Annotated in this window: 20 protein-coding genes and 1 pseudogene; 2 read left to right on the top strand and 19 right to left on the bottom strand. The window is 70.9% G+C overall.

From position 1 onward, the window contains the following. Window positions 1–86: 86 nt before the first annotated feature. Window positions 87–1,007 carry a LysR family transcriptional regulator gene (locus tag AC068B_RS19285; protein ID WP_478672791.1) on the top strand — a complete coding sequence of 307 codons (921 nt, stop codon included), beginning with the start codon at window positions 87–89 and terminating at the stop codon, window positions 1,005–1,007. An 820-nt stretch (window positions 1,008–1,827) separates the two neighbouring features. On the opposite strand, the gene AC068B_RS19280 is transcribed toward AC068B_RS19285, so the two are convergent. Continuing rightward, the gene (locus tag AC068B_RS19280; RefSeq protein WP_478672790.1) at window positions 1,828–2,562 is read right to left on the bottom strand and encodes a hypothetical protein; all 735 of its coding nucleotides are present in this window, start codon (window positions 2,560–2,562) and stop codon (window positions 1,828–1,830) included. An 837-nt stretch (window positions 2,563–3,399) separates the two neighbouring features. Continuing rightward, window positions 3,400–3,951 carry a DUF3105 domain-containing protein gene (locus AC068B_RS19275; protein ID WP_478672789.1) on the bottom strand — a complete coding sequence of 184 codons (552 nt, stop codon included), beginning with the start codon at window positions 3,949–3,951 and terminating at the stop codon, window positions 3,400–3,402. Between the two features lie 275 nt (window positions 3,952–4,226). Here AC068B_RS19275 and AC068B_RS19270 point away from each other — a divergent pair. Further along, window positions 4,227–4,438, top strand: a pseudogene (locus AC068B_RS19270) (transposase); the annotation flags it as partial. Between the two features lie 20 nt (window positions 4,439–4,458). Here AC068B_RS19270 and AC068B_RS19265 read toward each other — a convergent pair. The 17 genes from AC068B_RS19265 to asnB all read right to left on the bottom strand — a co-directional run bounded on the left by AC068B_RS19265 (window position 4,459) and on the right by asnB (window position 26,175). Further along, on the bottom strand, window positions 4,459–5,010 hold the full coding sequence (locus AC068B_RS19265; protein ID WP_478673294.1) for a hypothetical protein: 552 nt from the start codon (window positions 5,008–5,010) through the stop codon (window positions 4,459–4,461). 569 nt (window positions 5,011–5,579) lie between these two features. Then, entirely contained in the window at window positions 5,580–6,905 is a 1,326-nt protein-coding gene (locus AC068B_RS19260) for a glutamate-1-semialdehyde 2,1-aminomutase (protein ID WP_478673272.1), read from the bottom strand. Between the two features lie 34 nt (window positions 6,906–6,939). Beyond that, window positions 6,940–7,491, bottom strand: a complete 552-nt coding sequence (gene rfbC / locus AC068B_RS19255; RefSeq protein ID WP_468561705.1) for a dTDP-4-dehydrorhamnose 3,5-epimerase — start codon at window positions 7,489–7,491, stop codon at window positions 6,940–6,942. Then, a complete protein-coding gene (locus AC068B_RS19250; RefSeq protein WP_478672787.1) occupies window positions 7,488–8,711 on the bottom strand; it encodes a polysaccharide pyruvyl transferase family protein in 1,224 nt (407 codons plus the stop codon). The genes rfbC and AC068B_RS19250 overlap by 4 nt, the downstream gene beginning before the upstream one ends. After that, window positions 8,708–9,664 carry a glycosyltransferase family 2 protein gene (locus AC068B_RS19245; protein WP_478672786.1) on the bottom strand — a complete coding sequence of 319 codons (957 nt, stop codon included), beginning with the start codon at window positions 9,662–9,664 and terminating at the stop codon, window positions 8,708–8,710. The genes AC068B_RS19250 and AC068B_RS19245 overlap by 4 nt, the downstream gene beginning before the upstream one ends. Next, window positions 9,661–10,968, bottom strand: coding sequence for a hypothetical protein (locus AC068B_RS19240; protein WP_478672784.1), 1,308 nt, complete (start codon window positions 10,966–10,968; stop codon window positions 9,661–9,663). The genes AC068B_RS19245 and AC068B_RS19240 overlap by 4 nt, the downstream gene beginning before the upstream one ends. After that, window positions 10,965–12,239, bottom strand: a complete 1,275-nt coding sequence (locus tag AC068B_RS19235) for a DUF4910 domain-containing protein (protein ID WP_478672783.1) — start codon at window positions 12,237–12,239, stop codon at window positions 10,965–10,967. The genes AC068B_RS19240 and AC068B_RS19235 overlap by 4 nt, the downstream gene beginning before the upstream one ends. Further along, window positions 12,236–13,261: an NAD-dependent epimerase/dehydratase family protein gene (locus tag AC068B_RS19230; RefSeq protein ID WP_478672782.1), complete on the bottom strand. Its 1,026-nt coding sequence runs from the start codon at window positions 13,259–13,261 to the stop codon at window positions 12,236–12,238. The genes AC068B_RS19235 and AC068B_RS19230 overlap by 4 nt, the downstream gene beginning before the upstream one ends. Before the next feature lie 3 nt (window positions 13,262–13,264). Further along, window positions 13,265–13,912, bottom strand: a complete 648-nt coding sequence (locus AC068B_RS19225) for a PIG-L deacetylase family protein (RefSeq protein WP_468561717.1) — start codon at window positions 13,910–13,912, stop codon at window positions 13,265–13,267. Continuing rightward, entirely contained in the window at window positions 13,909–14,703 is a 795-nt protein-coding gene (locus tag AC068B_RS19220) for a sugar phosphate nucleotidyltransferase (protein WP_478672780.1), read from the bottom strand. The genes AC068B_RS19225 and AC068B_RS19220 overlap by 4 nt, the downstream gene beginning before the upstream one ends. Further along, window positions 14,700–15,950, bottom strand: a complete 1,251-nt coding sequence (locus AC068B_RS19215; protein WP_478672779.1) for a methyltransferase domain-containing protein — start codon at window positions 15,948–15,950, stop codon at window positions 14,700–14,702. The genes AC068B_RS19220 and AC068B_RS19215 overlap by 4 nt, the downstream gene beginning before the upstream one ends. Next, a complete protein-coding gene (locus AC068B_RS19210; RefSeq protein WP_478673271.1) occupies window positions 15,947–17,224 on the bottom strand; it encodes a glycosyltransferase in 1,278 nt (425 codons plus the stop codon). The genes AC068B_RS19215 and AC068B_RS19210 overlap by 4 nt, the downstream gene beginning before the upstream one ends. A gap of 17 nt (window positions 17,225–17,241) precedes the next feature. Next, window positions 17,242–18,531, bottom strand: coding sequence for an O-antigen ligase domain-containing protein (locus AC068B_RS19205; RefSeq protein WP_478672777.1), 1,290 nt, complete (start codon window positions 18,529–18,531; stop codon window positions 17,242–17,244). Window position 18,532: 1 nt separating this feature from the next. Beyond that, a complete protein-coding gene (locus AC068B_RS19200; protein WP_478672776.1) occupies window positions 18,533–20,071 on the bottom strand; it encodes a right-handed parallel beta-helix repeat-containing protein in 1,539 nt (512 codons plus the stop codon). Between the two features lie 10 nt (window positions 20,072–20,081). Next, window positions 20,082–22,049, bottom strand: coding sequence for a heparinase II/III family protein (locus AC068B_RS19195; RefSeq protein WP_478672775.1), 1,968 nt, complete (start codon window positions 22,047–22,049; stop codon window positions 20,082–20,084). Further along, window positions 22,046–24,253 carry a bi-domain-containing oxidoreductase gene (locus tag AC068B_RS19190; protein ID WP_478672773.1) on the bottom strand — a complete coding sequence of 736 codons (2,208 nt, stop codon included), beginning with the start codon at window positions 24,251–24,253 and terminating at the stop codon, window positions 22,046–22,048. The genes AC068B_RS19195 and AC068B_RS19190 overlap by 4 nt, the downstream gene beginning before the upstream one ends. After that, on the bottom strand, window positions 24,250–26,175 hold the full coding sequence (asnB, locus tag AC068B_RS19185) for an asparagine synthase (glutamine-hydrolyzing) (protein WP_478672772.1): 1,926 nt from the start codon (window positions 26,173–26,175) through the stop codon (window positions 24,250–24,252). Before asnB ends, AC068B_RS19190 begins: the two co-directional genes overlap by 4 nt. Window positions 26,176–26,177: the final 2 nt, after the last annotated feature.

The following is a 26,177-nucleotide window of genomic DNA, read 5'->3' as shown; positions in this document are numbered from 1 at the left end:
CGTAACCTCGGGCGGGGGAATTTCTGCCCCCGCACGAGGCACGAGGCTCAGCGAGCAGACAGCCAGAATCAAAGTAGGTGAATTGCGTGCGCCCCTCATCCCGTATCCCCAATCTGCAGGCTCTCGATCTCCTGCTCAGTGTCATCGAACTGGGCAGCCTGGGCAGGGCCGCACAGGCCCACGGAATCAGTCAGCCCTCGGCCAGCGCTCGGATCCGCAGCCTGGAGAGGCTGGTAGGCGTTCCCGTACTGCATCGCACAACCCTCGGCTCCAGACCCACCCCGCCAGGAACGCTGCTCGCCGCCTGGGCGCGTGACGTACTCGAGGCGGTGGGGCAACTGGACTCCGGCATCACCACGTTGCGCGATCGGCGGGACTCGCAGCTACATGTGGCGGCAAGCCAGACCATCGTGGAGTGCCTCTTCCCCCAGTGGCTCCTTGCCTTGAGGGCGCGGAATCCGAACGTCGCCGTTTCGCTGGCAGCGTGCAACTCCGCGCAGGTGTGCACAGCCGTACTGGAACAGCGCGCCCATCTTGGCTTCATCGAGGGCCCTGCGGCACCCGAAGGGGTGGACAGCACGGCAGTCGCACGCGATCGGCTGCTGGTGGTCGTCGCCCCCGGACACGCCTGGGCACGCCGCAGCACGATCACGCCCGACGAGCTGGCAGAGGCAGCCCTGGTCCAGCGCGAGCCGGGATCGGGGGCCCGGCTGGCTTTCGAGCAAGCCATGACCGCACGTCTGCCCGGCTGGCGATCCGCGTCATTGCTCGAACTCTCCTCCACCAGCGCGATCAAAGCCGCGGCAGCGGGCGGGATCGGTCCCGCAGTACTGAGCTCCCTGGCCGTCGACAAGGAACTCAAAGACAGGACTCTCGTCTCGGTACCGGTCCGCGAACTGGACATGCGGCGGACCCTGCGGGCGATATGGCCCACAGGGCAGCTTCTTTCCGGCCCTGCCCGCGACCTTGCAGCCATCGCGTCCCGAGCCCAAATGCCCAGAGCCTGAAGAACTGGTGCACCCAGACTCCTCACGGCCCCCGCCGCCCTCGCGATCCCCGGCCCGCCCCCCTTGCCGGTAGACATCTGCGACAGCGAGGAGGACAGCGAACACGACGTCGACAAGAACCTGCGGACCTCACTCTCCGGACGCAGCCCGGGCTTCTACGACTTCGACGTCCTTGCCACAGGCACCGAGGTCGGCGCCCCGAACGAGGCTAAGCCCCAGGAAGCCGACAAGAAGCCGCTCCCGGAGAAGCCCGTGGGCAACACCGAGATCAAGCCCGAGGGCACCCTCGCCCAGACCGGCTCCGACTCGACCTGCCCCTCACCGCAACCATCAGCGGGGTGGCGATCCTCGTCGGCACAGATGTCGTCTTCGCCCTCGGCCGCCGCCGCGGCAGCGATGGGGCCGCCTGACACACGCACCCGCGAGGGGGCCGCCCGGTCGGGCAGCACTCCCCTCGTCCGCTCCGTTCAGGCCAGACTGTCCTTCCACATCCAGTGCAGGCAGGTGAACTGTCCCGTCCCACCGTCCAGTTCGGTCCAGCCGAGGGCCATCGGTGCATGCTGGCCCGTTCCCATCGTGCGGACACCTGCCCCACGAGCCGGCCCGAGAACCCCATGCGGTCCCGGTGCGGGGGGGCAAGGTCCTCTACGCGTACTGAAGGGCGGGAGAACGGTGGTGTCCACCCCGTACCAGTACCCAATACCGCCCCCGGAACAGGATTCGTCGACCAACCCCGGCAGCCAGGGCCGTCCAAGACCCTGGCTGCCGGGAGGGTTCCGGCCACGTGCCGGTCCCTCCCGGTCTCCACGTCGATCGCCGGTCAGGAGGTGTGACGGTGACGCCTGCGGGCGGCGGCGGCCAGCGTCGCGCCCAGGGCGATCGAGGCGCCACCGGCCCCGAGCATCCAGCCGGAGGCGGCATCGCTGCCGGTCTCGGCCAAGGTGGCGTCCGGGTCGGTCCGGCGGGCGGAATCATCGGCTGCACCGGACCTCCCGGCGACCGGCCTGACGTCGCCGCTCCCGGTCCCGGTGGCGCTGGGCTTGTCGTTCCCGCTCCCGGTGGGCTTGCTGGTGCCGGTGTCCGGACGCTCCTTCAAGTCCCCGTGCGGATCCGGCTTGTTGCCCGTGTCCGGCTTGCCCTTGGTCGGCGGCTCATTGCCCGGCTCGCTCCCCGGCTTACTGCCCGGCTCGCTGCCCGGCTTACTGCCCGGCTCGCTGCCCGGCTTACTGCCCGGCTCGCTGCCCGCGGCCACGATGTCGAAGTCATACCAAGAATCCGACGACCTGGGCCAGTCGTCGTTCTCGTCGTCGTAGTACGAGGCGGCCGTGGTGAGCGTGCCTTCGCCATTTGGCGCGCTGACGTCGACCTTCAGGCGCAAGGCGACTTCGGCGTACCGACCGGACGCAACACCGTCGAGGACGGTGAATTCACCCAATACACCACTCATGGGGTCGACCGTCTTCCAGGCACTGGCCTCTTCGTCGTACCACTGCACGGTGAGCAGGTGTGGATGGTCGCTGAATGTCCGATCTATGGCGAGGGCGACCGTCTTCATCGTTGTGCCAGAGATGTTGTAGACGCGCAAGGTCAAGTTGTTCCAGCCGGAGCCGGCCACGACCTTGTGGGGCAGCCCGTACAGCGTAGTAATGAGGTTTCCGTCCGCTGGAAGAGCAGAGTCCGGTTCTTCTTCGGATTCGTGGGTCGGCTCGGCGGTGGGCTCGGCACCCCTGGTCGGCTCGGTTGTGCCGTCCGGGGTGGTCTCGTCATGGGTGCCGGGGGTTCCGGGCTGGGCGGTGGGGACGTCGTCCCGCTCCGGGCCGACGGGGCCCTGCGTCGACCCGGCGGGACCACTGGCGGGGGGCGTTGCCGGGCTCGTTCCTGCCTCGGGCGCCACAGGGGCCCGGGACGATTTCGCAACACGGGGGCTGGCCAGATCGCCAGCCGACGGCCCTCTTTCCCCTGTCGGGGGCTCCGGGTTCCCGGCCTCCGGGTCAGGCTCTGGCATGGAGAGGGCCGGCGGGCTGACCTCTGCCGCCGCCGCGGGTGCAGCGGCCAACAGCGTCGGGGTGGCCATCGAGACAGCGGCCAGGACTGCCATACGTATGCGCTTCAAGGGAAAACCAAATCTGTCGCTGTGAGGTGTAGTCACCCATCCTTCACAGTTGTCCAACTTTTCACTACCCTGTACCTACTTATGCAGTCATAGGCTGCACCTTGGACCGTCGAGGAAGGACGACTCCCTGCCATCCCGCAGACGGTGGCCCACGCGACCGTGTCGGATTCCCGACTCGTGAACAGAGCCACGCCGGGTGAGCTGCCGCGCCCGACACGGAACACCGGGCTGCGAAGCAGGGGCGAGACCGCCACGACCTGCCACCGGTGTCCGCATGGCTCACGGGGTCATTCCGTCGGCGCATGGGGCACCGGGTTCCTGAGTCTGCTCGCCCAGGACGTACTTCTCCATGAACTCCCCGAACCGGCGGTCGAACGCCGTGTCCAACTTCAGCTGATGGCCCCACGCGGTCAAAATGATGGGCGCGTCCTGGGACTTGTAGGGGCTCATGAAGGAGTACGGGGTGGTGGCGACCTTTGCGCTGAGCGCTTGCACGTCGCGCGGTGACGCCTTGTCGTTGTACGAGACCCATACCGCGCCGTGCTCCAGCGAGTGCACGGCGTGCTCGTTCGGGACCTCCTTCGTGTAGACCTTCGCGTCACAGTCGAGCCACACCGGGTGGTGGTCCCCGCCGACAGGCGGGCTCATCGGGTAACTGACCTTGGTGGTCACATGGTTGCGGGCGAGGCCGGACCAGGTCCGTTCACCCTTGACGAGCGTGGGCCGTGTGGACTCCGAGTCGCGGAGAAGGAGCCAGGCCACGAGGACGGAGACGACGAACGTAACGGCCGCGATGATGATCAGGAACCGGCAGAGGTGTCTATGGACCATGTGGTGTCCTTCAGTTCAGGAGCCGGGAAAACGGAGGCCGCCAGGAACACGGCATCCTCGGCCCGGTCGAACCGGACGAGAGTGCGGTGGGCGCGGCCAACAACGCTCAGCGCGCGCAGCAGAGCGAGGGCGGCGGGAAGGGGGAGTTGCAGATTCGGCATGGAGCTCGTCCGGGAACAAGACGGCGCCATGCCGCCTCAACCCGACGGCACCCCGTAGCGAGCGCGGGCGACGGAGTTCCTGGCACTGATATCGGCCGCGGGCTGCTGGCGCGGGCCGTCCAGCTCCGCGCCGTGGGCGAGCGGCTCATGCAGCCGGTCAGTGGACGCCCGGTGACCCGGACATCACGATCGTCATGGATGTCAGCTATGACGTCACCCGTCTGGCCTGGGTCCTGCGAGCTCTGCCCGTGGAGTTGGTCGCACGGATCCGCGGTGACCGGGTGATGCGGCTGCCGAAGCTCTCACTCAAGGAGTACGCAGCCGCGTTCGTGGTCAGAGGACAATCTCAGTGGGTTGCCCACGCCTCGGAAGGGAGGAAACTCACCGGTGCGTCGATCGCGTCTGCGGGGAGGAACACCGGTCGGGTGAGCAGGCGGTCCCCCGCCCGCTGGACGCCGATCACCACGCCCAGGCTTCGCGATCCGGGTTCACCGAGGTTCGCGTAGAACAGTTCGGAGAAGGGCTCGCGGACCCCGGCTCGGTCGACGATCCACTGCTCGAGATCCGAGGGCGTCCGGCCGACCAACGCGACGCCGTCCGCATGGACTTGAGGACCCTTCAGGGCGTCGACCGATATGCCCCGCAGCCGCTCCTCCAAGCCGTAGTAGAAGGTCAGCCCCAGCCCCCAGCACTCCCCCTTGACCGTGCCGTACCGGCCCGGTGACAGTGCCGCACGCGTGTGCCGCTGGGGGTTACGCACGATGCCGTCCAGCGCTGCGGTGACCTCCTCGGGCCGCATCCCGAAACTCAGCGGCCCCACACTCTCGAACGGTTCCAGCGACCAACGCCGCCGCCCGCTGTCCGGAAGCACATCCCACACGCCCCACCGGTCGAACATTCTCTCCATCCTTCATCCATGATCCCGGCCCCATGGCCCGGTCCTCCACATCCCGCCCGCGCCAACTGGGCCGACCTGCCTCCCACATGGGGCCGTGCCACACGCCCAGGCCGGGGCGTCCCGCCTTGCGTCTCATGTGAGAATCCAATTACTGGTCGCTTTGGCACCGGTGTGCGCGAGTTCGCCAGTCATCTGGGCTGTACGTCCTGCCAGGACCAAAGGGCCCGGGGACGGCTCCAGAGACACAAGAGGAAGACTGCTGGCGGCCTGCCCGCCCTGAGGTTCTTGATCCCTGTCGCCGGGCTCGCCCTGAACCAGTGGCTCGTCCGCAGCGGCGTGAGCCATCTTCTTGAAACGCATGATTCCTCGATCTTGTGGAGCCCTAGATCTGAGGAGGTTATTTGGCGCAAAAGTATCTGAATAGCCCTCTTCTGCCTATTGGTGCATAGATGACATGTATGAGATGGGCTGGAGCGGTGTAGCTCGTCTTGTCAGCACTCGTGCGGTCTGGTCAGGTCGGTGCGGGTTCGGGGACAGCGCCTGCCCAGACCACATGAGAGGACGTCACATCAGGCCAGGCGGCGGAAGACGGGCTTCACCGGTCGCCCGACCATCCAGGGCGTCGGATCGGCGGCGTCCAGTGCCTTCCGGTACACCGCACACGCCTGGGCCACCACGTCGACGGTGTGGTCGATGTCGGTGTCGTCGAGCGCATTGCTCACCACGAACGACGGGGCCAGCACCCCGCCCGCGAGGAGCCTGCGCAGGAACAGGGTGCGGTACTGCTGCGACGGCTGCCGGTTCTCGTCGAGGGTGGCGAAGACCAGGTTGCTGGCCCGACCCCGTACGACGACGTGGTCGCCGACACCCATGCTGGCCGCGGCGTCCCGGACACCGGCGGCCAACCGCTCGCCGAGGCCGTGCAGTCGCGCGGTGACGCCCTCCTCCCCGTAGACCGTCTGCACGGCCATCGCGGCGGCCAGGGAGTGTGTCTCCGCGCCGTGCGTGGTGGACAGCAGGAACACCCGCTCGCCGGAGTGTCGCAGCCCGCCCCGCTCCATCACCTCGCGGCGCCCGGCGAGCGCGGAGACGGCGAAGCCGTTGCCCAGCGCCTTGCCGAACGTGGAGAGGTCGGGGGTGACGCCGTACAGGCCCTGGGCGCCCGCCTCGGACCAGCGGAAGCCGGTGATCATCTCGTCGAAGACGAGTACGCAGCCGTGCCGGTCGGCCAGGTCGCGCAGGCCCGCCAGGTACCCGGGCGGGGGCTCGGTGTGACCGGCCGGTTCCAGGATCAGGCAGGCGATCTCGCCCTCGTACCGGGTGAGCAGTTCCTCCGTGGCGGCCAGGTTCCCGTAGGGGAACGCCACGGTGAGCTCGGTGGTCGCCCCCGGGATGCCCGCGGGCATCGGCGTCGTACCGATGAACCAGTCGTCGACGGAGAAGAACGGGTGGTCGCCGCAGATGGCCACCCGCTGCCGACCGGTGACGGCGCGGGCGAGGCGCACCGCTGCGGTGGTGGCGTCGGAGCCGTTCTTCGCGAACTTCACCATCTCGGCGGTCGGCACGGTGGCCAGGAAGCGTTCCGCGGCCTCGGCCTCCACGATGGACGGCCGGACGAAGTTGCTGCCGCGGTCGATCTCGCGCCGCACCGCCTCGGTGACGCGGGGGTGGGCGTGGCCGAGGCTGACCGACCGCAGACCGGAGCCGTACTCGATGTAGCGGTTGCCGTCGATGTCCCACACGTGGGCACCGCGGCCGTGGCTGATCACCGGGGCCAGGTTCTCGGGGTACTGGTCGTCGCCCTTGGCGTAGGTGTGCGCGCCGCCGGGGATCATGGCGTGCAGCCGCTCGTTCGCCTCCTGCGACCGGGGCAGGAGCAACTCGTCGGCGCCCATGGTGTGTTCGGTGTGCTCGGTGTCCACGTCGGCCTCAACTCTCCTGTTGCTTCAGGACCTCGGCGAGGCTCGGCGCCTCCCGGTCCCGCTGGGACACCGACGCGGCGGGCAGCGGCCACGGAATGGCGAGCTCCGGGTCGTCGAAGGCGATCGTCACGTCCTCGGCCGGATCGTGCGGGCGGTCGATCCGGTACGAGGTGTCGGCGGTCTCGGTCAGTGCCTGGAAGCCGTGTGCGCACCCCGCGGGGATGTACAGGGTCAGCTGCGTCTCGCCGGACAGCTCGAAGAAGGCGCGGTTGCGGTACGTCGGCGAGTCCTTCCGCAGGTCCACGACCACGTCGAAGACCTTTCCGTACGAGCACCGCACCAGCTTGGCCTCGCCGTCGCCGGAGCGCAGGTGCATGCCGCGCAGGACGCCCCGGGCGGAGCGGGACAGGCTGTCCTGGACGAAGGCGTTCGGGTCGATGCCCACCGAGCGGACCACGTCGGCGTCGAAGGTGCGGCAGAAGAAGCCGCGTTCGTCGCCGTAGGGCGTCGGCTCGAACAGGTACGCGCCGTCGATCTCCGGGACTTCGGTCGCTTTCAAGGGGTCTCCCGCAGGGCGTGGGCGTGGGTGTGGTCGGTCTTCGGGAACAGGGTTCTGGTCAACTCGGCGAACTGGTCGGCGAGTTGCCGGGCGGCGACCTGGTTCCGCTCGGTGAGGGTCCGCCGCAGCTCCGCGGACTGCTTCTCCAGCGCCCGGAACTGTTCGAGGAGCCGGTCGGCGTCGACCTCGCGGGCCGAGTGGCAGTACGCGCCGAGGCCCATCCGGTCCATGAGCGCGTCGCTCTTGGCCGCATAGCTGAGTGCGAGCGTCGGCGTCCCGGCCTTCAGCGCGCAGACCAGGTTGTGGTATCTGGTCGCCACCACGGTGTCGGCGGCCGCCATCTCCTTCATCAGGTCGGCGAGCGAGTCCGTCTCCGCGGCGGTGACCAGCGGCGAGTCCACCGCGTCGAGGATCGCGTCGACCACCACGGCATCGCACGCGTCACCGGTCAGCAGCCGGACCGGCCTGCCGTCCTCGACCAGTGCGCGGACGAACCGGGTCGTCCCTTCGAGGTAGCGCCGGTGGATCTCCTCGGCGCGGGCGCGGTCGTCGTTGCCGCCGTGGAAGTCCATGACGCCGACGCAGACTTGGCCCGGCGGGTCCGATGCGGCACTCGCCGGGGGTGTGGGCAGGGCGAACGCGAGGTCCGGGTAGACCTCGTCGCGCGCGGTGTCCACGCCCATCGTCCGCATGGCGTCGCGGGACAGGGTGTCCCGGTACGAGCGGTACGTGGCGAGCCGCGCCGACCAGCGCACCAGGGCCCGGGTCGGCCGGTCGGCGATCGGGGCGGCGCCGACGCCGACCAGCGCGACCCGGGTGCCGAACAGACGGCCGCTCGCGCAGAGCAGGAACAGCGAGTACGGGAAGCCCCACGGCCGCAGCGGCAGCGTGGCCTCCAGGACGCCCATGCCCGGCACGATCACCACGTCGTGCCGACGCACCCAGGCGGCGGTCCTGGCGACGTCGACGAGTTTACCCAGGCCCTTCGCCGCGATCGAGCGCGCACGGGACGCGGTCCGGTACTCCCCGCGGTTCCAGTGCAGCCGGGTCGCGGGGATCTCGTACCGGGCGGCGACGGCCTCGGGCCCGCCGCACAGCGCGTCCACGGCCGCCTCCGGGTGCTCGGCGCGGAGGTAGCCGAGCACGGCCTCCAGCGACCCGTCGTTGCCGAGGTTGCCGGAGCCGAGCAGGCCGAACACCCCGACGCGTGCGGGAGTCATCCCCGCCTCCCCTCACGGCCTGCGACGATGTCGTCGAGGGAGACGGTGAGCTTGGCGGGGTCGACCGGGGCGCGGTCCTCGACCCGCTCGCCCGCGCCGGGGCGGGCCCGGCTGGTCATCCAGGCGGCCAGGTGCCCGTAGCACGCACGCCGGTCGGCGGCGGACAGCGGCGCCCGCCGGATCGCCGCGACGAAACCCAGGACGTACTCGGCGAGCAGCCGGGGCGTCGGGTGCAGCGGGCCCGCCCTGCGCGGGTCCAGGTTGACGCACCGGGAGCGCTTGGAGGGGTTGGCCCGCTCCGCGCGGGTGGGGTGGTCGCGCCGGAAGTACAGCAGCTCCGGCACCTGGTGGAAGGGCCCGTGCAGACCGATCTCGGCGACGAACGTGCGGTCCGCGTGGTGGTAGCTGTCGTGCGGCTTCACCCGGCGCAGCGCGTCGGCCCGGATCACTCCGTAGAAGTCGTCGCCGCCGGGCTCGAAGAGCATGCTGCGGAAGCGCTCGGGCGCGCGCGGCGAGTCGGTGGCGAGCGTGTACTCGTACGGGACCTTCACCTGGCCGTCGCCGTCGATGACCGCCTGGTCGGCGTGGGCGAGGATCACGTGCGGCCGCTCGTCCAGCGCGTCCACGCAGCGCTCGAGCAGGGTGCGGGCGTACAGGTCGTCGTGCGAGGCCCACTTGAAGAGCTCGCCGCGGCACTCGGTGAACACGTAGTTGTGGTTCGGTGCGGCGCCGATGTTCCTGGTCAGCCGGATGTACCGGATGCGCGGGTCCTGCGCCGCGTACTTGCGGCAGATGTCCTCGGTCGTGTCGGTCGATGCGTTGTCGGAGATGACCAGCTCGAAGTCCTCGTAGGTCTGGCCGAGCAGGGCGTCCAACGCCTCGGCGAGGTACTCCTCGCCGTTGTACACGGGCAGGCCGATGCTCAGCCGGGGATTGCCCTGAGTTGCCGTCATGACGTCCTCACTTCACGAAGGGTGTTCTGGTGGTGCTCGCGCAGGGCCGCCCGCAGGTACAGCCACCACACGGCGGAGCCGCAGACGGTCGCGGCGGCGACGCCCCAGGCCGAGCCGACCGTGCCGCCCGCGGCCGCCCCGCCGAGCCCGCCCGTGACGTAGCAGGCGGAGGCGATCAGTTGGCTGCGCAGGCTGCGCCGGGCCGCGCCGAGCGCGCGCAGTCCCGCCGCCGCGCCGGTGCCGAGGCCCGCGCCCACGACGCCGAGGGTGACCGGCACGATGAGCTCGGACGCGGCGCCCCAGACGTCGCCGAGCACGAGCTCGCCTGCCCGGTCAGGGACGAGGAGCAGCGCCCCGCCCCAGAGCAGTGCGGCGGCGGCCTGTCCGCCGCCCAGCATGAGACAGAACGTGCCGAGGCGGTGCGGGGCCCTGCGCAGGACCCGTGCCGCCTCCGCGACGGTGACCAGGGAGAGCCCCATCAGCACGGCCATGAACGGGCCGAGCAGGAGTTCGGCGCCCCGGATCACGCCGACCGCGCCGACCCCGACGATCGCGCCGAGCCCGTACGCCCGCAGTTGGCTTGCGCCGCTGTTGCTGACGTTCTCTATCAGGTACCGGGAGCCGAGGTCGCGGTGCGTGCGGAGCCATTCGCGCGCGCCGGACAGCCGGGGCCGGATGCCCGACTGGAAGCAGCCGTACACCGCGGCCACCGCGGCGGACCCGCCCCAGGCGAGGACGAAGGCGGCCACGCTGCCCGCGTGGGCCGCCACGACCATGCCGGGGACGAGCGCGACGCCCCAAACCAGGTCGTTGACGAACGCCTTGCGCCCGGTGCCCGCGGCGAAGAACGCGAACCGCCACGCGTCCTGGAGCAGCAGCCCCGGCAGGACGATCCCGAGGCAGAGGAACGCGGGCCCCATGCGGCCGCCGAGTGCGAGACCGGCCGCCACGGACACCGCGCCGAGGGCGGCACCCGCGCCGAGCGCGGTGCCCGACGACCTGGCCACCGCCGCGCGCCAGGAGTCCTCCGGCACACCGCTGAAGCGCACCACGAGCGGGTCGGTGGCAACTCCGCGGGAGACGTTGAGCACCACGCCGTAGGTCACCCAGGCCAGGCTGAACACGCCGAAGGCGGTCAGCCCGAGCGAGCGTGCGACGTAGATGCCCACCGCGAAGTTGGTCATGCTGGAGGCCGCCTGGTCGGCGAGGCCCCAGGACAGCCGCCCGGCGATGGCCCGCCGGGCGCTCGGCCTTGCGGTTCCGGCCGCTGTCGTCTTCTCCCCCTCGGTGGTCATCGGCGTCATGCCTTGAGCAGCCCTGCGTCGTGCAGGGCGTCGGCCGCGACGGCGACGGTGTCGAACGGCAGCCCCGACCGCTCGGCGACGTCCAGCAGGCTGTGCTCGCCGTCGGAGAGGTTGAGCACCCAGAGCATGGCCATCTGGGCCTCCTTGGTGTCGCTGCGGCCGCCGAGCGCGTCGTACAGCCCGCGCCGCCCCAACTGCGGTTCGCCGTAAGGGCTGAGGTTCTGGTACCTCCGGTTGCGGTCGAGGACGGCGAACGCCTCGCGGCAGACGGCGAGCGTGTCCGCCATCGCCTCCGGGGAGACGAAGTCCGGATTGTCCGCCGACGTGTGGTACTCGGGATAGCCCGCGTACGGGGTCCGGCTGAGCGAGCCCACGCCGAGGTCGAACCCGGGCGAGCAGTACTGCCGCTCGTCGTAGCCGTACGGCGTGAACTCGTTGACGGTGTGCGGGCGTTCGGACGCGGTCAGCACGTGCCGGAGGACCTTGTCGATCTCCGCGTCGCCGCGTCTGCTCTGCTTGTACGTCAGGTCGCCCGAGTCGCCCGCACAGGCCAACACGAGCCCGTGCCTTACCTGTTCGATCCGTTCCGCGTTGCGGGCCAGCCAGGTGATCGCCCCGATGGTGCCGGGCGCGAAGATGAACCGGTAGGTGTAGTACGGCGTCCGCTCCGCCAGCTCCCTGGCCAGGAACGTCGCCACCGCGATACCGGCCAGGTTGTCGTTGGCCAGCGACGGGTGGCAGACGTGGCAGGAGACGATCACCTCCTCGGGGACCTGCCCGGGGACCACGTGTTCGGCGTAGGTGAGGTGGCCGTCGGCGAGTGTGGAGTCGACGCGCACCTCGTAGTCGCCGTCCGGCAGCGCGTCCAGGGTCTCCTGGGCCAGGCAGAACCCCCACTCCGGCTTGTAGTAGCTGGTGCGGTACGGCACCCAGGTCGGGTGGTCGGGCAGGGTGTGCAGGTGGGCGCGGAGTTCGGCCAGCGGCATGGTCGTCGCCACCGGCACGCTGTACCCGAGCACGTGCAGGCTGGACGCGGCGAAGTCGACGACCCGGTTGCCCGCGGGGTCGGCGATGTAGGCGTCGCGGATGTTCCACTCCTGCGGCACCGTCCAGTCGAGCACCTGCGTCCCAGTCGGCACCTCGTGCATCCGCAGCTGGACGTACTCGTCGACGATCTTCAGGGTGGCGCGCACTCCGTCGCCCGTGATGCTCCGGCACAGCGGGTACAGCCGCTCCACCAGCTCGTGCATCTGCCGACCTGCCTCGGTCATCGGCGCCACCGCAGGGTCTCGTCGACGGTACCTGCGTCGGTCGCCGCGCGCAGCACGGCGAGGCGGGTGAAGCGCTGCTCGAAGTCCTCCCGGGTCAGCCCGTGTTTCCGGTAGGCGTCGGCGAGTTCGAGCGCGCCCCGCTTGACGGTCCACTCGCATTCGAAGCCGGGGATCGCGGCGCGGAACCGGGAGAAGTCCACCCGGTAGGACCGCGGGTCGGCGCCGGTCTCCCCGGTGATCACCACCTCCGCGCCGGTCACCGCCTCGGCGACCTGCTCGGCGATCTCGGCGACCGTGACGTTGTTGGTCTCACTGCCGATGTTGAACGCCCGGTCGTGCACCGCGTCGCGGGGTGCGGCCAGCGCGGCGGTGAAGGCCCGCGCGATGTCGACGGCGTGCACCAGCGGGCGCCAGGGCGTGCCGTCGGAGAGGACGAGCACCTGGCCGGACAGGAGGGCGTGGCCCACCAGGTTGTTCAGCACGATGTCGGCGCGCAGCCGGGGCGAGTAGCCGAAGGCGGTGGCGTTGCGCATGTACACGGGGCTGAAGTCGCCGTCGGCCAGCTCGTGCAGGTCGTCCTCGACCCGCACCTTGGACTCCGCGTACGGCGTCACGGGACGCAGCGGGGCGTCCTCGGCCACCAGCTCGCCGCCGCCCGCGGCGCCGTAGACCGAGCAGGTGGACGCGTACAGGAAGCGCTGCACTCCGGCGTCGCGGGCCAGCCGGGCCAGGTGGACGGAGGCGTGGTGGTTGATGTCGTAGGTGAGGTCGGGCGCCAGCGCTCCCAGGGGGTCGTTGGAGAGCGCGGCCAGGTGGATCACGGCGTCGATCCCGGCGACGTGTTCGGCCGTGACGTCGCGCAGGTCGACCCGCGGTCCCGGCGGGTCGGCGGGCCGGGGGCCGAGGACGCAGTCGGCGAACAGGCCGGAGTCCAGGCCGACGACTTCGTGGCCGGCGGCCGTGAGCACCGGGGCCATCACGGTGCCCAGGTAGCCCTGGTGTCCGGTGAGCAGTACGCGCAAGGTTCAATCCCCCAGGTCGAGAGTGAGTTTGGTGACGGCGAACGCCTCGGCGTAGCGCGCGTGGCATTCGATTCCGCGGATCCGGGCGAGGCCGAGGAAGGCCTCCCGGTCGTACCAGGGCCGGTGCCGCTGTGAGGGGTAGTGCTCCTGGAGGAGGCGCACCTTCTCTTCGGCGATCTCCGGCGACAGCGGCTGGTACGCCACCGGGCGGCCGAGGTCGCCGTCCCACTTGACGATCTCGTAGCCGAGTACGAGGTGGTCGCGGAACGCGGTGGGGATCAGCTGCGCCAGGCCGCGGTGGTCCTGGTGCGCGTCGTCGGTGCGCGGGGCGAGGACGAGGTCCGGCTCGGTGCGCGCGCGCAGTTCCTCGACCGCGGCCTTGGCCTCGTCCCAGTGCACGGGCATCCGCCCGTCCGGCAGTTTGAGGACGGTCAGGTGCAGGTCGGCGCGCGGGCAGAAGGCGGCGAGCGCGGCCCGCTCCTCCTGCTCCCGCTCGCTGCCGCCGCCGGAGAGCACCAGCGCGTCGACGCGGACGCCCGGCCGTGCGAGGCACATCGCGAGCAGGGTGCCGCCCGCGCCGATGGCGATGTCGTCGCAGTGTGCGCCCACCGCGACGATCCGTTCCAGGGACCCTGTCCCGAGCCGGATCACGCACTCACCCCGGCGTTGTCCCGCTCCCACACGGCCCACGGGCGGTCGCCCCGGGTGTAGGCGTCGTCGAGCGCGGCGCGCTCCTTCACGGTGTCGGTCGGCTTCCAGAAGCCGCGGTGCTGGTGCGCCACCAGGCGGCCGCTCTTGGCCAGTTGGGCGCATCCGTCGGCGACCAGGTCGCCGTCCTTGGGGATGTGGTCGAAGACTTCCTGGCGGAGCACGAAGTAGCCCCCGTTCTCCCACATGGGCAGCTCACTGACCGGGGTGATGCCGCCCACCAGGCCGTCGTCGCCCAGCTCCACGCAGTGGAAGGAGGATTGCGGCGGCACGACCATCATCGACGCGCCCGCGTCGCGCCGGGTGAACTTGTCGATCATCTCCGGCAGCGGGGCGTCGGTGAGCACGTCGGCGTAGTTGGCGAGGAACATCTCGTCGCCGTCCAGGTGGTGGCGCACCCGGCGCAGCCGCTCGCCGATCGGCGACTCGATGCCGGTCTGGGCGAACGTGATCGTCCAGTCGGCTATGTCGGTGGACAGCAGTTCGGTCTGCCCGCCGCGCAGGACGAAGTCGTTGGACGTCGTCTCCTCGTAGTTGAGGAAGAAGTTCTTGATGTGGTGGGCGCCGTATCCGAGGCAGAGGATGAACTCCCTGTGCCCGAAGTGCGCGTAGTAGCGCATGACGTGCCAGATCAGCGGCCGCGGCCCGACCATCGCCATCGGCTTGGGCACGTCGTCCGCGGCACCGCTGCGCATCCGCATCCCGTAGCCGCCGCAGAACAGAACGACCTTCATGCTGTTACCTCTTTCGCGGGCACCTCGACGATGCTCAGTTCCGGGATGGGAAAGACGAGGCGGCCGCCCCAGTCGTGCACGAAGGAGAGTTGCTCGACCAGTTCGGTCCGCAGGTTCCACGGCAGGACGAGGACGTAGTCCGGCTTGTCCGCGGCGATCTGCTCGGGCGGCAGGATCGGGATGCGGGTGCCCGGGGTGTACCTGCCGTGCTTGTAGGGGTTGCGGTCGACCGTGTACGCGAGCAGGTCGGGCCGGATGCCGCAGTGGTTGAGCAGGGTGTTGCCCTTGCCGGGGGCGCCGTAGCCGACGACCGTCTCGCCGCGCTCGGCCGCCTCGATCAGGAACTTGAGGAGGTCCCTGCGCACCTTGGCCACCCGGGCGGAGAACTCGGTGTACCCGGACAGCTCCTGCAGTCCGGCGGCCTTCTCTCGGGCCAGTACGTCGGCGACCTCGCGGCTCGGCTCGCCCGCCACCTCGGCCGGGCGGGCCCACAGCCGGATGGAGCCGCCGTGTGTGGGCAGCAACTCGACGTCGACGAGGGCGAGTCCGCCGCTGGCGAGGGCCCGGATCGCGGAGGCGACCGTGTAGTACTGGAAGTGCTCGTGGTAGATCGTGTCGTACTGGTTCTCCTCGATCAGGGTCAGCAGGTGCTGCACCTCGATGGAGACCCAGCCGTCGTCGGCGACCAGCGCGCGCAGGCCCTGGGTGAACCCGACGACGTCGGGGATGTGCGCGTACACGTTGTTCGCCACGACCAGGTCCGCCGGGCCGTGTTCGGCGCGGACCTCGGAGCCGGTGTCCGGGGAGAGGAACGCGGTGAGCGTGGGCACGCCCGCGTCCCGCGCCGCCGCGCCGACGTTCACGGACGGCTCGACGCCGAGGCAGCGGATCCCGCGGTCCACCACGTGCCTCAGCAGATATCCGTCGTTGCTGGCGACCTCGACCACGAAGCCGTCCGGGCCGAGCCCCGTCCGCTCCACGGCGTCGGCGACGAACGTGCGCGCGTGCTCCACCCAGGAGGTGGAGAAGGAGGAGAAGTACGCGTACTGCGTGAACGTCTCCTCCGGCGTGATCAGCGGAGGGATCTGTGCGAGCCAGCAGTCGGTGCAGACCCGCAGGTGCAGCGGGTACGCGGGCTCGGGCCGGTCCAGTTCGTCCGCGGCGAGAAAGCTCTCGCACGGCGGTGTCGCCCCCAGATCGACGACGCTCGCCAGCGTCGCCGAACCGCAGAGTCGGCATCGTGTCATCGGTTCCCCCCATATCTGCTCGCGCGTGTCCCCCACCGCGAGCCAGTGCTTCCATTTCCTGTCGGCGACGGGCTCTCCCCGCCGCCCGACCGGCCCGCGATCGCGGTCCGGTACCCCTCCACCAGGCGTTCGAGGCCGACGGCCGGGCTGAACCCCTGCTCGTACCGGCGCCGGGCCGCCCGGCCCATCTCCCGGTTGGCGCCCGGCTCGGCCGCGACCCGCCGCAGGCAGGACGCGAGCGAGCCGGAGTCGCTCGGCCGGTGCAGCAGCCCGGTCACACCGTCCTCGACGAGTTCGACGAAGGCGCCGTGCGCGGCGGCGACGGCCGGGACCCCGGCCGCCATCGCCTCCGCGACCACCAGACCGAACGTCTCCAGAGCCGTCGAGGGAACCACCACGGCGATCGAACGCGCGACGGCCTCCTGGCACTTCGCCGCGTCCCACAGGCCGACGTACCGCACGTCGTCCCGGCCCGCCGCCCAGGCGGTCACCTCGTCCGCCAGCGGCCCGGCACCGGCGATCACGAGCGGTACGCCCACCCCACCGGCCGCGGCGAGCTCGTCCCACGCGGCCATCAGCAGCCGGATCCCCTTGGCCTCCGCGAGGCGGCCGAGATAGAGCAGGTGCTCCCCGTCGCCCGAGCGGCGGGCCTCCGGGTCGGGCACGAAGTTGTGCTTCACCACGAGCCGTTCGGCAGGCATGCCGGACCGCGCCAGGATGTCGCGCTGCGCCGCGGAGATGCAGAAGAACCGCTCCACGCCGGACCACCACCGCCGCCGGTTGACCGAGAGGCTGACCGCGAGCGGCACCGTCGCGAGGCGGGAGTCGCGGTAGCAGCCGTGCCGGACGGCGGGCAGCGACGTCTTCGATCCGACGCACTCGTTGCACGGCAGGCCGTCGCGGTGCAGCGTGCCGGGCACGCAGACCTGGGTGTAGTTGTGCAGCGTGGCGACGGCGGGCACCCCGGCGTCGGCGCAGGCGGCGAGCACCGCGGGCGACAGGAGCGGGAAGACGTTGTGGATGTGCACCACGTCCGGCCGCTCGGCGCGGAGCCGCTTGGTGAGCTCCCCGCGGACCGCCGGGTTCCACGGCACGAGCAGCGGCACCGTGGCCTTGCTGAGCAGGGACCGGGCGGCGATGTCGTCGCTGCGCCGCTCGAACAGGTCGACATGGTGGCCTGCCGCGCGCAGCAGCGCCACCTCCTCGTCGACGACCCTGTTCTCCCCGCTCGGCTGCGCCGAGGAGTAGCGGTTGTGCACCACCAGGACGCGCATGTCGTGCATGTGTGAAGTCACCTCCGTGCCCATCGCGGGACATGTCGTCCGGGTACTGCGGCCGCCGGGGCGGGCGTGGCCGTGGCGGGTGCCGCGAGGAGTGCGGCGGCCAGGGCCAGATGCAGCAGGTACGGCGAGGCGTCACCCAGACCGGCCTCGGTGTACGACGAGATCGCGCAGTAGCTGATCAGGAAAATCGCGCAGGCCCTCGCCAGCGACGGCGGTCGCAGCAGCGCGACACCGCCGAGGACGAGGATGATCGCCGCCACGATGGTGACGCCGATCAGACCCTGCTCTTGGTAGACGGCGAGCCAGCTGTTGTCGATCGGCAGCCCGCCGAACGACTTGTCGCTCAGGCCCACGCCGAACCACTTCTCGCCGCCCGTGCGGGGCGCGGCGAGGAGGGCGTCCCAGACCTTGGCCCGGCCCGTGAGGTTGGAGAAGCTCTCCTGGCTCTGGCCGCGCAGGAACCACGACTGGAGCGCGGAGTAGAACACCACCCCGGCCACCGTGGTGAAGACGACCGTCCAGACGAAGAACCGGCGGGCGGCGGCGCTGGTGAGGACGAGCGAGCCGATCGCCAGCGTGAGGCCGATGAGCATGCCGACCGTGGCCGTGCGGGTGTGGGTCAGGGCGAGCAGGAAGAGCGACGGCAGGATGACCAGCGCCGCGCTGCCTCCGGTGGTCCTGCGGCCGATGACGAGCAGCACGGTGAGCCCGATGATCACGGCGGCGTACTGTCCGATCTGCGGCGGCGTGAGCGGCCACAGCGCGCCGACGAGGCGTCCGCCGTAGTACTCGGGCATCGCCGTGCCCGGTGAGACGGCCAGGCCGACGGCGACTGTGCCGAGCGCCACGAAGTACATCCGGATGTGGTAGCGGACGAACGTCATGCTCCCGTCCCACCAGCGGCTGAGCAGCCACAGAGTGCCGACGAAGAGGGCGAGCCTGGCGCAGCGGAACAGCGCGCCGTACCCGACCTCCAGGTGCGCGCTGGCGATCACGCTCGGTATGAGCAGCAGGGTGAGCAGGAACACGAAGGCGCTGGGCCGGATGCGCAGTCGGAGGTTGAGGGCGAGGGCCAGCGCGAACGCGGCGACCAGCGCGCCCATGGTGGCCATCTGGATGAGGGAGCGGGGCAGGGTGACGATGGTCTTCGCCCCGGCGGAGCCCAGCGTGTTGAGGCCGAGCAGCGCCCAGGAGATCCCGACGGCCCTCGGCGTACCGGCAGGGCGAACTTCCCTGCCGGGCTGGGCACTTGCCGTGTCCGTCCCGCCGGGTCCGCCGTACCGCAGGTCCCCTTCCATCTCAATCACCGGCCTGTCGGACGAAGGTGCTGCCCGCGTCCTGCCGGTGCGGCGTGTCCTGCCACTGCCCCGAGTCGAGCTTCCGGGTCTGGTCGCCCGCGACGAAGTTCCACGGGCCGCGGTAGTCGTTGTCGCGCCAGCGGTTGCCCTGCTTGTCGGTGATCGCCTCGGACACGCCCTTGCCCTTGTACGGCGACCACTTCGGGTAGGTGCCGTAGTTGGCGAGGACCGCCATGCGGCCGCATTCGTCCGCGCACTTGACGACGGACGGGTCGAGGACGAAGCGGTTGTCGTGGATGTCGACGCGCTGGGTCTTCCACCGGCAGTCGGCGTACAGCGGTTCCTTGGTGATGGCCGGGCGCTTGCAGCGGTCGGTGTCCTTCACCAGCAGCGTGCAGTAGCCGGTGGAGGTGTTGGCCGGGCTGTTGCAGAACCGGTCGGCGTTCTCCCAGAGGGTGATCCCGTTCCAGTTGTTCTCCAGCACGTTCCGGGAGATCTCGATCTTGTCCGTGCGGGCCCGGACGCGCGGTTCGCCGCCGGACTCGGAGACGTAGATGGTCGCGTACGGGAAGTCGTCCCCGCGGTCGGCGTACCTGCGGCCCTCGACCCAGTTGTTCCGCCGGAACGTGTTGTTGCGGATCACCGCGTTGTAGCTGGTCTCGTACATCAGCGCGGCGCCGTCGTTGGCCTCGAGGACGTTGCCCTCGATGCGGAAGTCGTTGTTGTTGTTGTCCGCCCAGAGTCCGGCCCCGCGGTTGTCGTGCACCCAGTTGCCGCGGATGTCGGCGCCGTCGACGGCCCAGAACTTGATGCCTCCGGTGCAGCCGCAGCCCGACCGCCGCCGCTCCCAGTCGCCGGTGTTGTTGCCCACGATCTCGTTGCCCTCGACCACCAGGTCCTTGATCGAGTCACCGGTCTTGTAGGCGTTCATCCCGTACTGGCCGTTGCTGCGCAGGCAGCTGTCGCGTACCTGCTGGCTGGCCCCGGCCATCAGCCCGGCGCCGGAGTTGTACTGGATCTTCGCGTGCTCGATCACCCAGCCGTCGGCCATGTCGTGGTTGACCACGCCCTCGTTGTGCGGCGCGACGAAGTGCTGCACGGTCAGGCCGTTGATGGTGACGTTGCGGGCGGCGCCGCTGAACGCGTACTGGTTCTTCTTCCTGCCGTCCAGCACCGCGCCGGGCGCGCCGAGGTAGCGGTTGCCCTTCTTGGGCATGACCTGGGCGTAGCGGTCCGACTCGAGCCTGTGCTTGCCGGGGCCGAGCCAGAACGTGGTGTTCGGGGGGCTGCTCTTGGTCTTCGCCACCAGGTCGCCGACGACCGAGGCGTCGACCTTCACCGCGCCCGCCGGTGCCTTCTCGGGACCGGCGGCGGGCTTGGCGCACACCCGGGCCACGGACGCGGCAGGACCGCCGGTCGACTTCGGCCGCGCGCTCGACGTGCCCGGCGCGCTCGACGAGCTGTCGCAGCCGGTCGCCACCAGCAGGGCCAGCGCCACCGGTGCCACCGGCAGCGCCCAGTGCCGCCACTTGATCGCCACTCGTCCCCTCCTAACCACGGAACCTGAGTACGGTGGTGAACCCCTGCACGCCGTCGGCGAAACCGGTGCCGATCAGCGTGGTGGAGGGTTCCTTGCGCCCGAAGCCCGCGGAGTACCAGCCGAGCGGCGGGTCGCTCTCGCCGCGGTGTTCGCGCCAGTGCAGCTGCCCCGGCAGGTCGAGCACCGCGGAGCGCTCCTCGCCGTCCCGGGTCCAGGTGAGCGCGGCCCGGTTCCCCGCCAGCTCCGCGGTGATCGCAGGGCCGAGGTGGAACGCCAGCCGCACGGCCCGGTGCGGACCGCGCACCTCGTCGACGACCCGCAACTCCCCGCTCTCGGCGGCCAGTTCCACCCGGCGGCGGTGCACGGAGGGCTGGTAGCCGTCGTGCTCGGCGCACCAGCGGGCCGCTCCTTCACCGGTGGGGTCCGCGACCAGGACGCGGCTGCGGGCCTGCCGGGTCCACAGGAACGGGCCGCCGGAGACGGACTGGTCGGCGGCGTCCAGCTCCAGGGTGTTGTGGCCGAGGGTCGAGCGGAAGTACTGCCGCCAATGGGGCTGCCCGTGATAGCAGAACGTCCCCGGGTCGGCGAGCACGTCGACCCCGTCGTGCCGGACCTCCACGGACAGCGCGTCCGCGTGGGCGTGCGCGGCGATGGAGAGGAAGCCGTGCGGACCGCCGTCGCAGCGGCACCAGATCCCCGCCGGGCCGCGCAGGATCGTCATGCCCGCGTCGGCGAAGTGGGCGGGCCTGTCGGCCGGACGGGTCACCGTCGGCGCGGCTCCCCCCTTCGCGTACGGCCGGATCAGCGCGGCAAGGAGCGGGGTGCGCACATCGGAGCCGGTCGCCTCCGGCCACCAAGGGAGGGATCCGAACACGGCGTCGCCGGTGGCGAGGAGCGAGGCCCAGCGGTCGGTGCCCGCGCCGTCCACGATCAGTCCGTGCCCGTCGTCGGCGTCCCCCTGCCGCGGCGGCCGCAGCCGGTTGTCCACGACGGCCGCGAGCGCGTCGGTCATGCGCAGCAGCACGAGGCGCGTGGCCCCGGGGACCGGCACACCTGCAACATCCGCCTCGGCCACCGCGGCCAGGCCGAGCTCCAGGACGAGCCCGTGGTACTCGCTGGCCAGCTCGCGGTTGAGGCCGGAGGGGAAGGTGTTGCTGCGCAGGTGCCGTTCCAGCGACCGCAGCGCGCCGTCGCGCCAGCGCTCCGAGGCGGGGAACCAGTCGAACGCGCAGGCCGCGGCCGCCTGTCCGGCGGCCTCGGCGATGATGTGGTTGTTCGCCGACGACCCGCGGCTCGGGAAGGCGGCCAGCCAGCGCTGGTGGTGCCAGATCTGATTGATCGCCACCGGGTTCTTCTCGAACAACTCGGCCGCGCCCGGCCAGGCGTCGAGCAGCCTGCGGATCCACACCCAGGAGAGCAGCCGGATCCCCAGCTCGATGCCGCTGATCCAGTGCACCCCGCGCAGCGGCGCGTTCGCCGCCCACCACGACCGCAGGTGCTCGGCCACGCGCTCCGCGTACCGCTCCTCCCCGGTGATCGCGTAGGCGGCGGCGAGCACGGTCAGGTACTGGTGCCGGGACAGCTCCCAGATCTGCTTGATGTCGCCGACCGCGTCCTCGTTGCGGTACGGCACGTCGAAGGCGTAGCCCCACGGAGCGCGGCGCTCGGTCTTCGGGTCGTACCACCAGTCCGGCTCGGTCAGGTCGTCGCGGTCCACACCGAAGTACGTGACGTGCCCTGCCATCAGCCGGTCCGCCTCGGCGACGAGCCGTTTCGCGGCCTCCGGCGGCACGGCGGCGAGCGCCCCCGCGGGCAGTACCGAGGTGAACCGGGGGTCTGCCAGGGTCGGGCAGGCGGGCGGCGCCGACCGCCACCGCCGCCTGCGCACCGCGTCACCGACGCGGCCGCCGATCTCCCGCGGCCCCATCCGGGACAGCCGCCGCAGGTACCAGCCTGGACCTCCCGAACTCACGGTCATCGCGCCCCCGCCAGCGTCACCGGCGCACCGGCGGCCAGACCGGCCTGCACGGCGAGGGTGGCCGCCGTGGTGGCGACCAGTGACTCCAGCGGCACCGGCATCGGCCCGCCGGTCCGCACGGCCCTGATGAACGCGGCCAGTTCGGCCTCCTGGCCCTTGTCCCTGGCCTTGGGCAGCCGCGAGCTGACCCACCGCTTGCGGCCTGCCGTGCCGTCGAGGAACACCGAGGCGCGGACGAAGTCGTCGAGCCGCAGCGCCTTGCCGTCCGCGACCAGGTCCAGCGTCTCCTTGGGGAGGCTGGCAGGTCCCGAGGTCACATAGCTGATGGTGGCGGTGGACCCGCCCGGGTAGCTCAGCACGACCTGGAGGTCCTCGTTGCCGGGCGTGGCGAGCGCGTACACCGATATCGGATCGGCCCCGAGCAGCCAGCTCACCGTGTCGATGAAGTGCCCGCCCTCACCGGCGAACCGCGTGCCCTCGCTGCCCTGCTGGAGGTACCAACTGCCGTGCTGCAGACGGCCCGCGTTGACCAGGTAGCGGACGCTGGCCGGTCCCGTGCGGGCGCCGAAGCGCTTCCTGGCCTCCTGCAGCAGCGGTGCGAACCGGCGGTTGAAGCCCACCTGGAGCCGGTCGTTGCCGGACTCCTCCACCGCTTCGAGGACACCGGCCAGCTCGTCCTCGCCGAGGGCCAGGGGCTTCTCCACGAACACGGCCTTGCCCGCGTGCAGCGCCTTCTTGGTCAGTTCGGCGTGCGAGCTGTGCCGGGTGACCACGAAGACCGCGTCGATGGACTTGTCGCCGAGCACGGCGTCGAGGTCGGTGGTCGCCTCGTCGAAGCCGAACTTGCGCTTCGCGTTGGCCGCGGAGAGCGCCGTCGTGGTGACGACGGTCGACAGTTTGACGCCGTCGCGCCCGGTCAGGTGCGGCAGCAGCATGGACGTGGCGTAGTTGCCCGCGCCGACGAACGCGAGCCGCACCGGCGACTTGAGGGCGCGGGCCGATGCGGGCACGGAGCTGCTGCGCAGCTTCACCGCGGGCACGGCCCCCGCCGGGGCCGCCGCTTCCTGCGCCTCTTCCGTGTGTTCGGGGTAGCGGAACAGCACGGCGACGGCCTTGAGGTCGCCGTCCTTCAGGCGCTGGTACGTCGCGACGGCGTCGTCGAAGTCGGCGATGTGGGAGATCAGGGGCTCCACGTCGACGCTGCCGCGGGCGACGAGGTCGAGGAAGCACGCCAGGTTGCGGCGCTCGGTCCAGCGCACATAGCCGATCGGGTAGTCCCGCCCTTCGAGTTCGTACGCCGGGTCGTAGCGCCCGGGGCCGTACGAACGGGAGAACCGGACGTCGAGCTCCTTCTCGTAGTACGCGTTCCACGGCAGGTCCAGGCGGCACTTGCCGATGTCGACGACCCGGCCGCGGTCCCTGCTGAGGTGGGCGGCCAGCTCGACGGGCTGGTTGCTGCCGCCGCCCGCGGCCAGATACACCTGGTCCACTCCGTGCCCGGCGGTGAGTTCGACGACGGCGGCCTCCACGGCCGCGGACGCGGGATCGCCGCAGGCCGCGGCGCCGAGGCGGGCGGCGAGCTCGCAGCGCGCCGGGTCGGGGTCGGCCCCGACGACGCGGACCCCCGCGGCGGTGAGGAGCTGCACCACCAGCTGGCCGATCAGCCCGAGGCCGATCACCAGTGCCACCTCGCCGAGCTGCGGCTCGCCCTGGCGGACGCCCTGCATCGCGATCGACCCGACGGTGCCGAAGGCCGCGTGCCGCGGCGCGAGGCCCTCCGGCACCGGGGTGTAGAGGTTCTTCGGCACCCAGTTCAGCTCGGCGTGCAACGCGTGTTCGTTGCCCGCGCAGGCCACCAGGTCGCCGACCTTCACGTCGTCGATCCCGGCGCCGACCTGCTCGACCACCCCGCACAGCGAATAGCCGAGCGGCGTGTAGGAGTCGAGCTTGCCCATCACCTTGCGGTACGTGGCGGGCACCCCGTTGGTGGCCACGCTCTGCATCACCTTGGCCACCTGGTCGGGCCGGGAGCGGGCCTTGCCCACCATCGACATCCCGGCCTCCGACACCTTCATGAGCTCGGTTCCGGTGGAGATCAGCGAGTAGGCGCTCCGCACCAGCACACCGTCCGGCTTGCAGCCCGGCACGGGCACGTCGAGCAGCGCCAGCTCGCCGCTCTTGTAGTTCTGCACCACTTGCTTCACACGAACTCCTTGGACTGCTTGGACACGGCAGCGCGGTACCAGTACTCGAGGGTCAGCACATGCCAGAGATGCTTGGAGAAGTCCTGCTGCCCGGCGGCGTCCTCGGCGACCATCCGCCGAAGCGCGTCGCGGCGCAGGAAACCGGACTTGACGAGCTCGCCTTCGTTGATCACCTCGCGCACCAGCGGCGCGAGGTCCCGGCTCATCCAGGCCCGCAGCGGGGCGCTGAACAGGCCCTTGGGCCGATAGACGATCTCCTTGGGCAGGATCGAGGTGGCCGCCTCCTTGAGGACGGCCTTGCCCTGCCGCCCGGCGATCTTGCGGGCGCCGGGGAACGCGAACGCCGCCCTGACCACCTCGACGTCCACGTAGGGCACCCGGACCTCGGTCGATGCGGCCATGCTGGAGCGGTCGGTGTAGGTGAGGTTCAGGCCCGGCAGGAACATCCTGGAGTCACCGAGGCACATGCGGTTGACGAAGTCGTCGAGTTCGTTGTCCGCGTAGATGTCCGCGTGCTCGGTCAGTACGTCGTCGACCGTCCCTGCCAGGTCCGGATTGACCAGGGCGAGCAGCTCGTCCTGGTCGTACATGGTGTAGCTGCGCCGGAACGCGGTCTCCTCCGGCAGTTCGGCGAAGGAGAGGAACCGCTTCGCGAACCGCACCGACCGGTACCCGCGGCGGGCCGTGGCGACCGGCAGCCGGTCCACGGCCGCGTACACCCCGCGCCGCAGCGGCCGTGGGACGCGCTGGTAGCGCAGCGCGATCTTGTTGGCGAGGTGCTTGCGGTACCCGGCGAACAGCTCGTCGGCGCCCATCCCGGAGAGCATCACCTTCACCCCGGCCTCCCGGGCGGCGGTGCAGATCAGATAGGTGTTGATCGCGGCGGGGTCGCCGATCGGCTCGTCCAGGGAGTGCGTCATCTGCGGCAGCAGGTCGAGCACGTTCGGCGCGATCTCGATCTCGTGCAGGTCGACGCCGAACCGTCGGGCGACCTGCCGGGCGTAGCGCAGGTCGTCCGGCATCGCCTCGAACTTGGCGTCCTCGGCGCGGAATCCGATGGTGTAGGCGGAGATCCCCGGCTGGTGGCGGGCCGCCAGCGCGGTCAGGTAGCTGGAGTCGAGACCGCCGGAGAGGAAGGTCGCCACGGGGACGTCGGAGAGCAGGTGCTGCTTCGTCGACTCCTCGACGACGGCGGCCAGGTCCGGCAACTCGCCGCCGCGGGCCCGCTCCTGCCCCTCGGCCGCGACGTCCTTCAGGTTCCAGAACTTGCCGCGCTCCACCCGCCCGTCGGGCCCGACCTTGAGCCAGCTGCCCGGCGGCAGCTTCTCCGCCTCGCGGTACGCGCAGCGCGAGTCCGGCACCCAGTAGTAGAGCAGCGAGGCCACCAGCGCCGCCTGGTCCACCTCGAGCGATCCGCCGGTGACGGCGGCGAGCGCCTTCAGTTCGGAGGCGAACACCAGGCCCCCGCCGCGTCTGAGCAGGAACAGCGGTTTGATGCCGAGCTGGTCGCGGACGAGCACCAGTTCACCGGTGCGCTCGTCGAAGACGGCGAACGCGAACATGCCGCGCAGCCGGGGCAGGCAGTCCGTGCCCCAGCGCCGCCAGGCCTCGAGCAGCACCTCGGTGTCGGAGGTGCCGCGGAAGCGCACCCCGGCGCCCGCCAGTTCGGCGCGGAGTTCGGGCGCGTTGTACAACTCGCCGTTGTAGGTGAGGCAGAGGCCGTCCGAGACCATCGGCTGGGCGCCGGTCTCGGTCAGGTCGATGATGGAGAGACGGCGGTGCCCGAGCTGCACCTCGCCGTCACCGACGGGGTGGCCGTACCGGCCCGCCGCGTCCGGACCGCGGTGGGCCAGGACGTCGGTGAGCCGGTCGGTCACGGCCTTCCCGTCCGGCCATAGGTAAGTCCCTGCGATGCCGCACATGT

Source organism: Streptomyces sp. NPDC042371 (assembly GCF_056437465.1).
The sequence above is the reverse complement of the archived record's forward strand: the minus strand, read 5'-3'. Positions and strand labels throughout refer to the sequence as shown.

Coding starts and splice junctions, on each gene's coding strand:
- AC068B_RS19265 (WP_478673294.1), bottom strand. CDS start 5,010: ATGTTCGACCGGTGGGGCGTGTGGGATGTGCTTCCGGACAGCGGGCGG.
- AC068B_RS19195 (WP_478672775.1), bottom strand. CDS start 22,049: ATGACCGTGAGTTCGGGAGGTCCAGGCTGGTACCTGCGGCGGCTGTCC.
- AC068B_RS19210 (WP_478673271.1), bottom strand. CDS start 17,224: ATGCGCGTCCTGGTGGTGCACAACCGCTACTCCTCGGCGCAGCCGAGC.
- AC068B_RS19205 (WP_478672777.1), bottom strand. CDS start 18,531: ATGGAAGGGGACCTGCGGTACGGCGGACCCGGCGGGACGGACACGGCA.
- AC068B_RS19220 (WP_478672780.1), bottom strand. CDS start 14,703: ATGAAGGTCGTTCTGTTCTGCGGCGGCTACGGGATGCGGATGCGCAGC.
- AC068B_RS19275 (WP_478672789.1), bottom strand. CDS start 3,951: ATGGTCCATAGACACCTCTGCCGGTTCCTGATCATCATCGCGGCCGTT.
- AC068B_RS19240 (WP_478672784.1), bottom strand. CDS start 10,968: ATGACGCCGATGACCACCGAGGGGGAGAAGACGACAGCGGCCGGAACC.
- AC068B_RS19215 (WP_478672779.1), bottom strand. CDS start 15,950: ATGACACGATGCCGACTCTGCGGTTCGGCGACGCTGGCGAGCGTCGTC.
- asnB (WP_478672772.1), bottom strand. CDS start 26,175: ATGTGCGGCATCGCAGGGACTTACCTATGGCCGGACGGGAAGGCCGTG.
- AC068B_RS19235 (WP_478672783.1), bottom strand. CDS start 12,239: ATGACCGAGGCAGGTCGGCAGATGCACGAGCTGGTGGAGCGGCTGTAC.
- AC068B_RS19280 (WP_478672790.1), bottom strand. CDS start 2,562: ATGAAGACGGTCGCCCTCGCCATAGATCGGACATTCAGCGACCATCCA.
- AC068B_RS19250 (WP_478672787.1), bottom strand. CDS start 8,711: ATGACTCCCGCACGCGTCGGGGTGTTCGGCCTGCTCGGCTCCGGCAAC.
- AC068B_RS19260 (WP_478673272.1), bottom strand. CDS start 6,905: ATGGGCGCCGACGAGTTGCTCCTGCCCCGGTCGCAGGAGGCGAACGAG.
- AC068B_RS19245 (WP_478672786.1), bottom strand. CDS start 9,664: ATGACGGCAACTCAGGGCAATCCCCGGCTGAGCATCGGCCTGCCCGTG.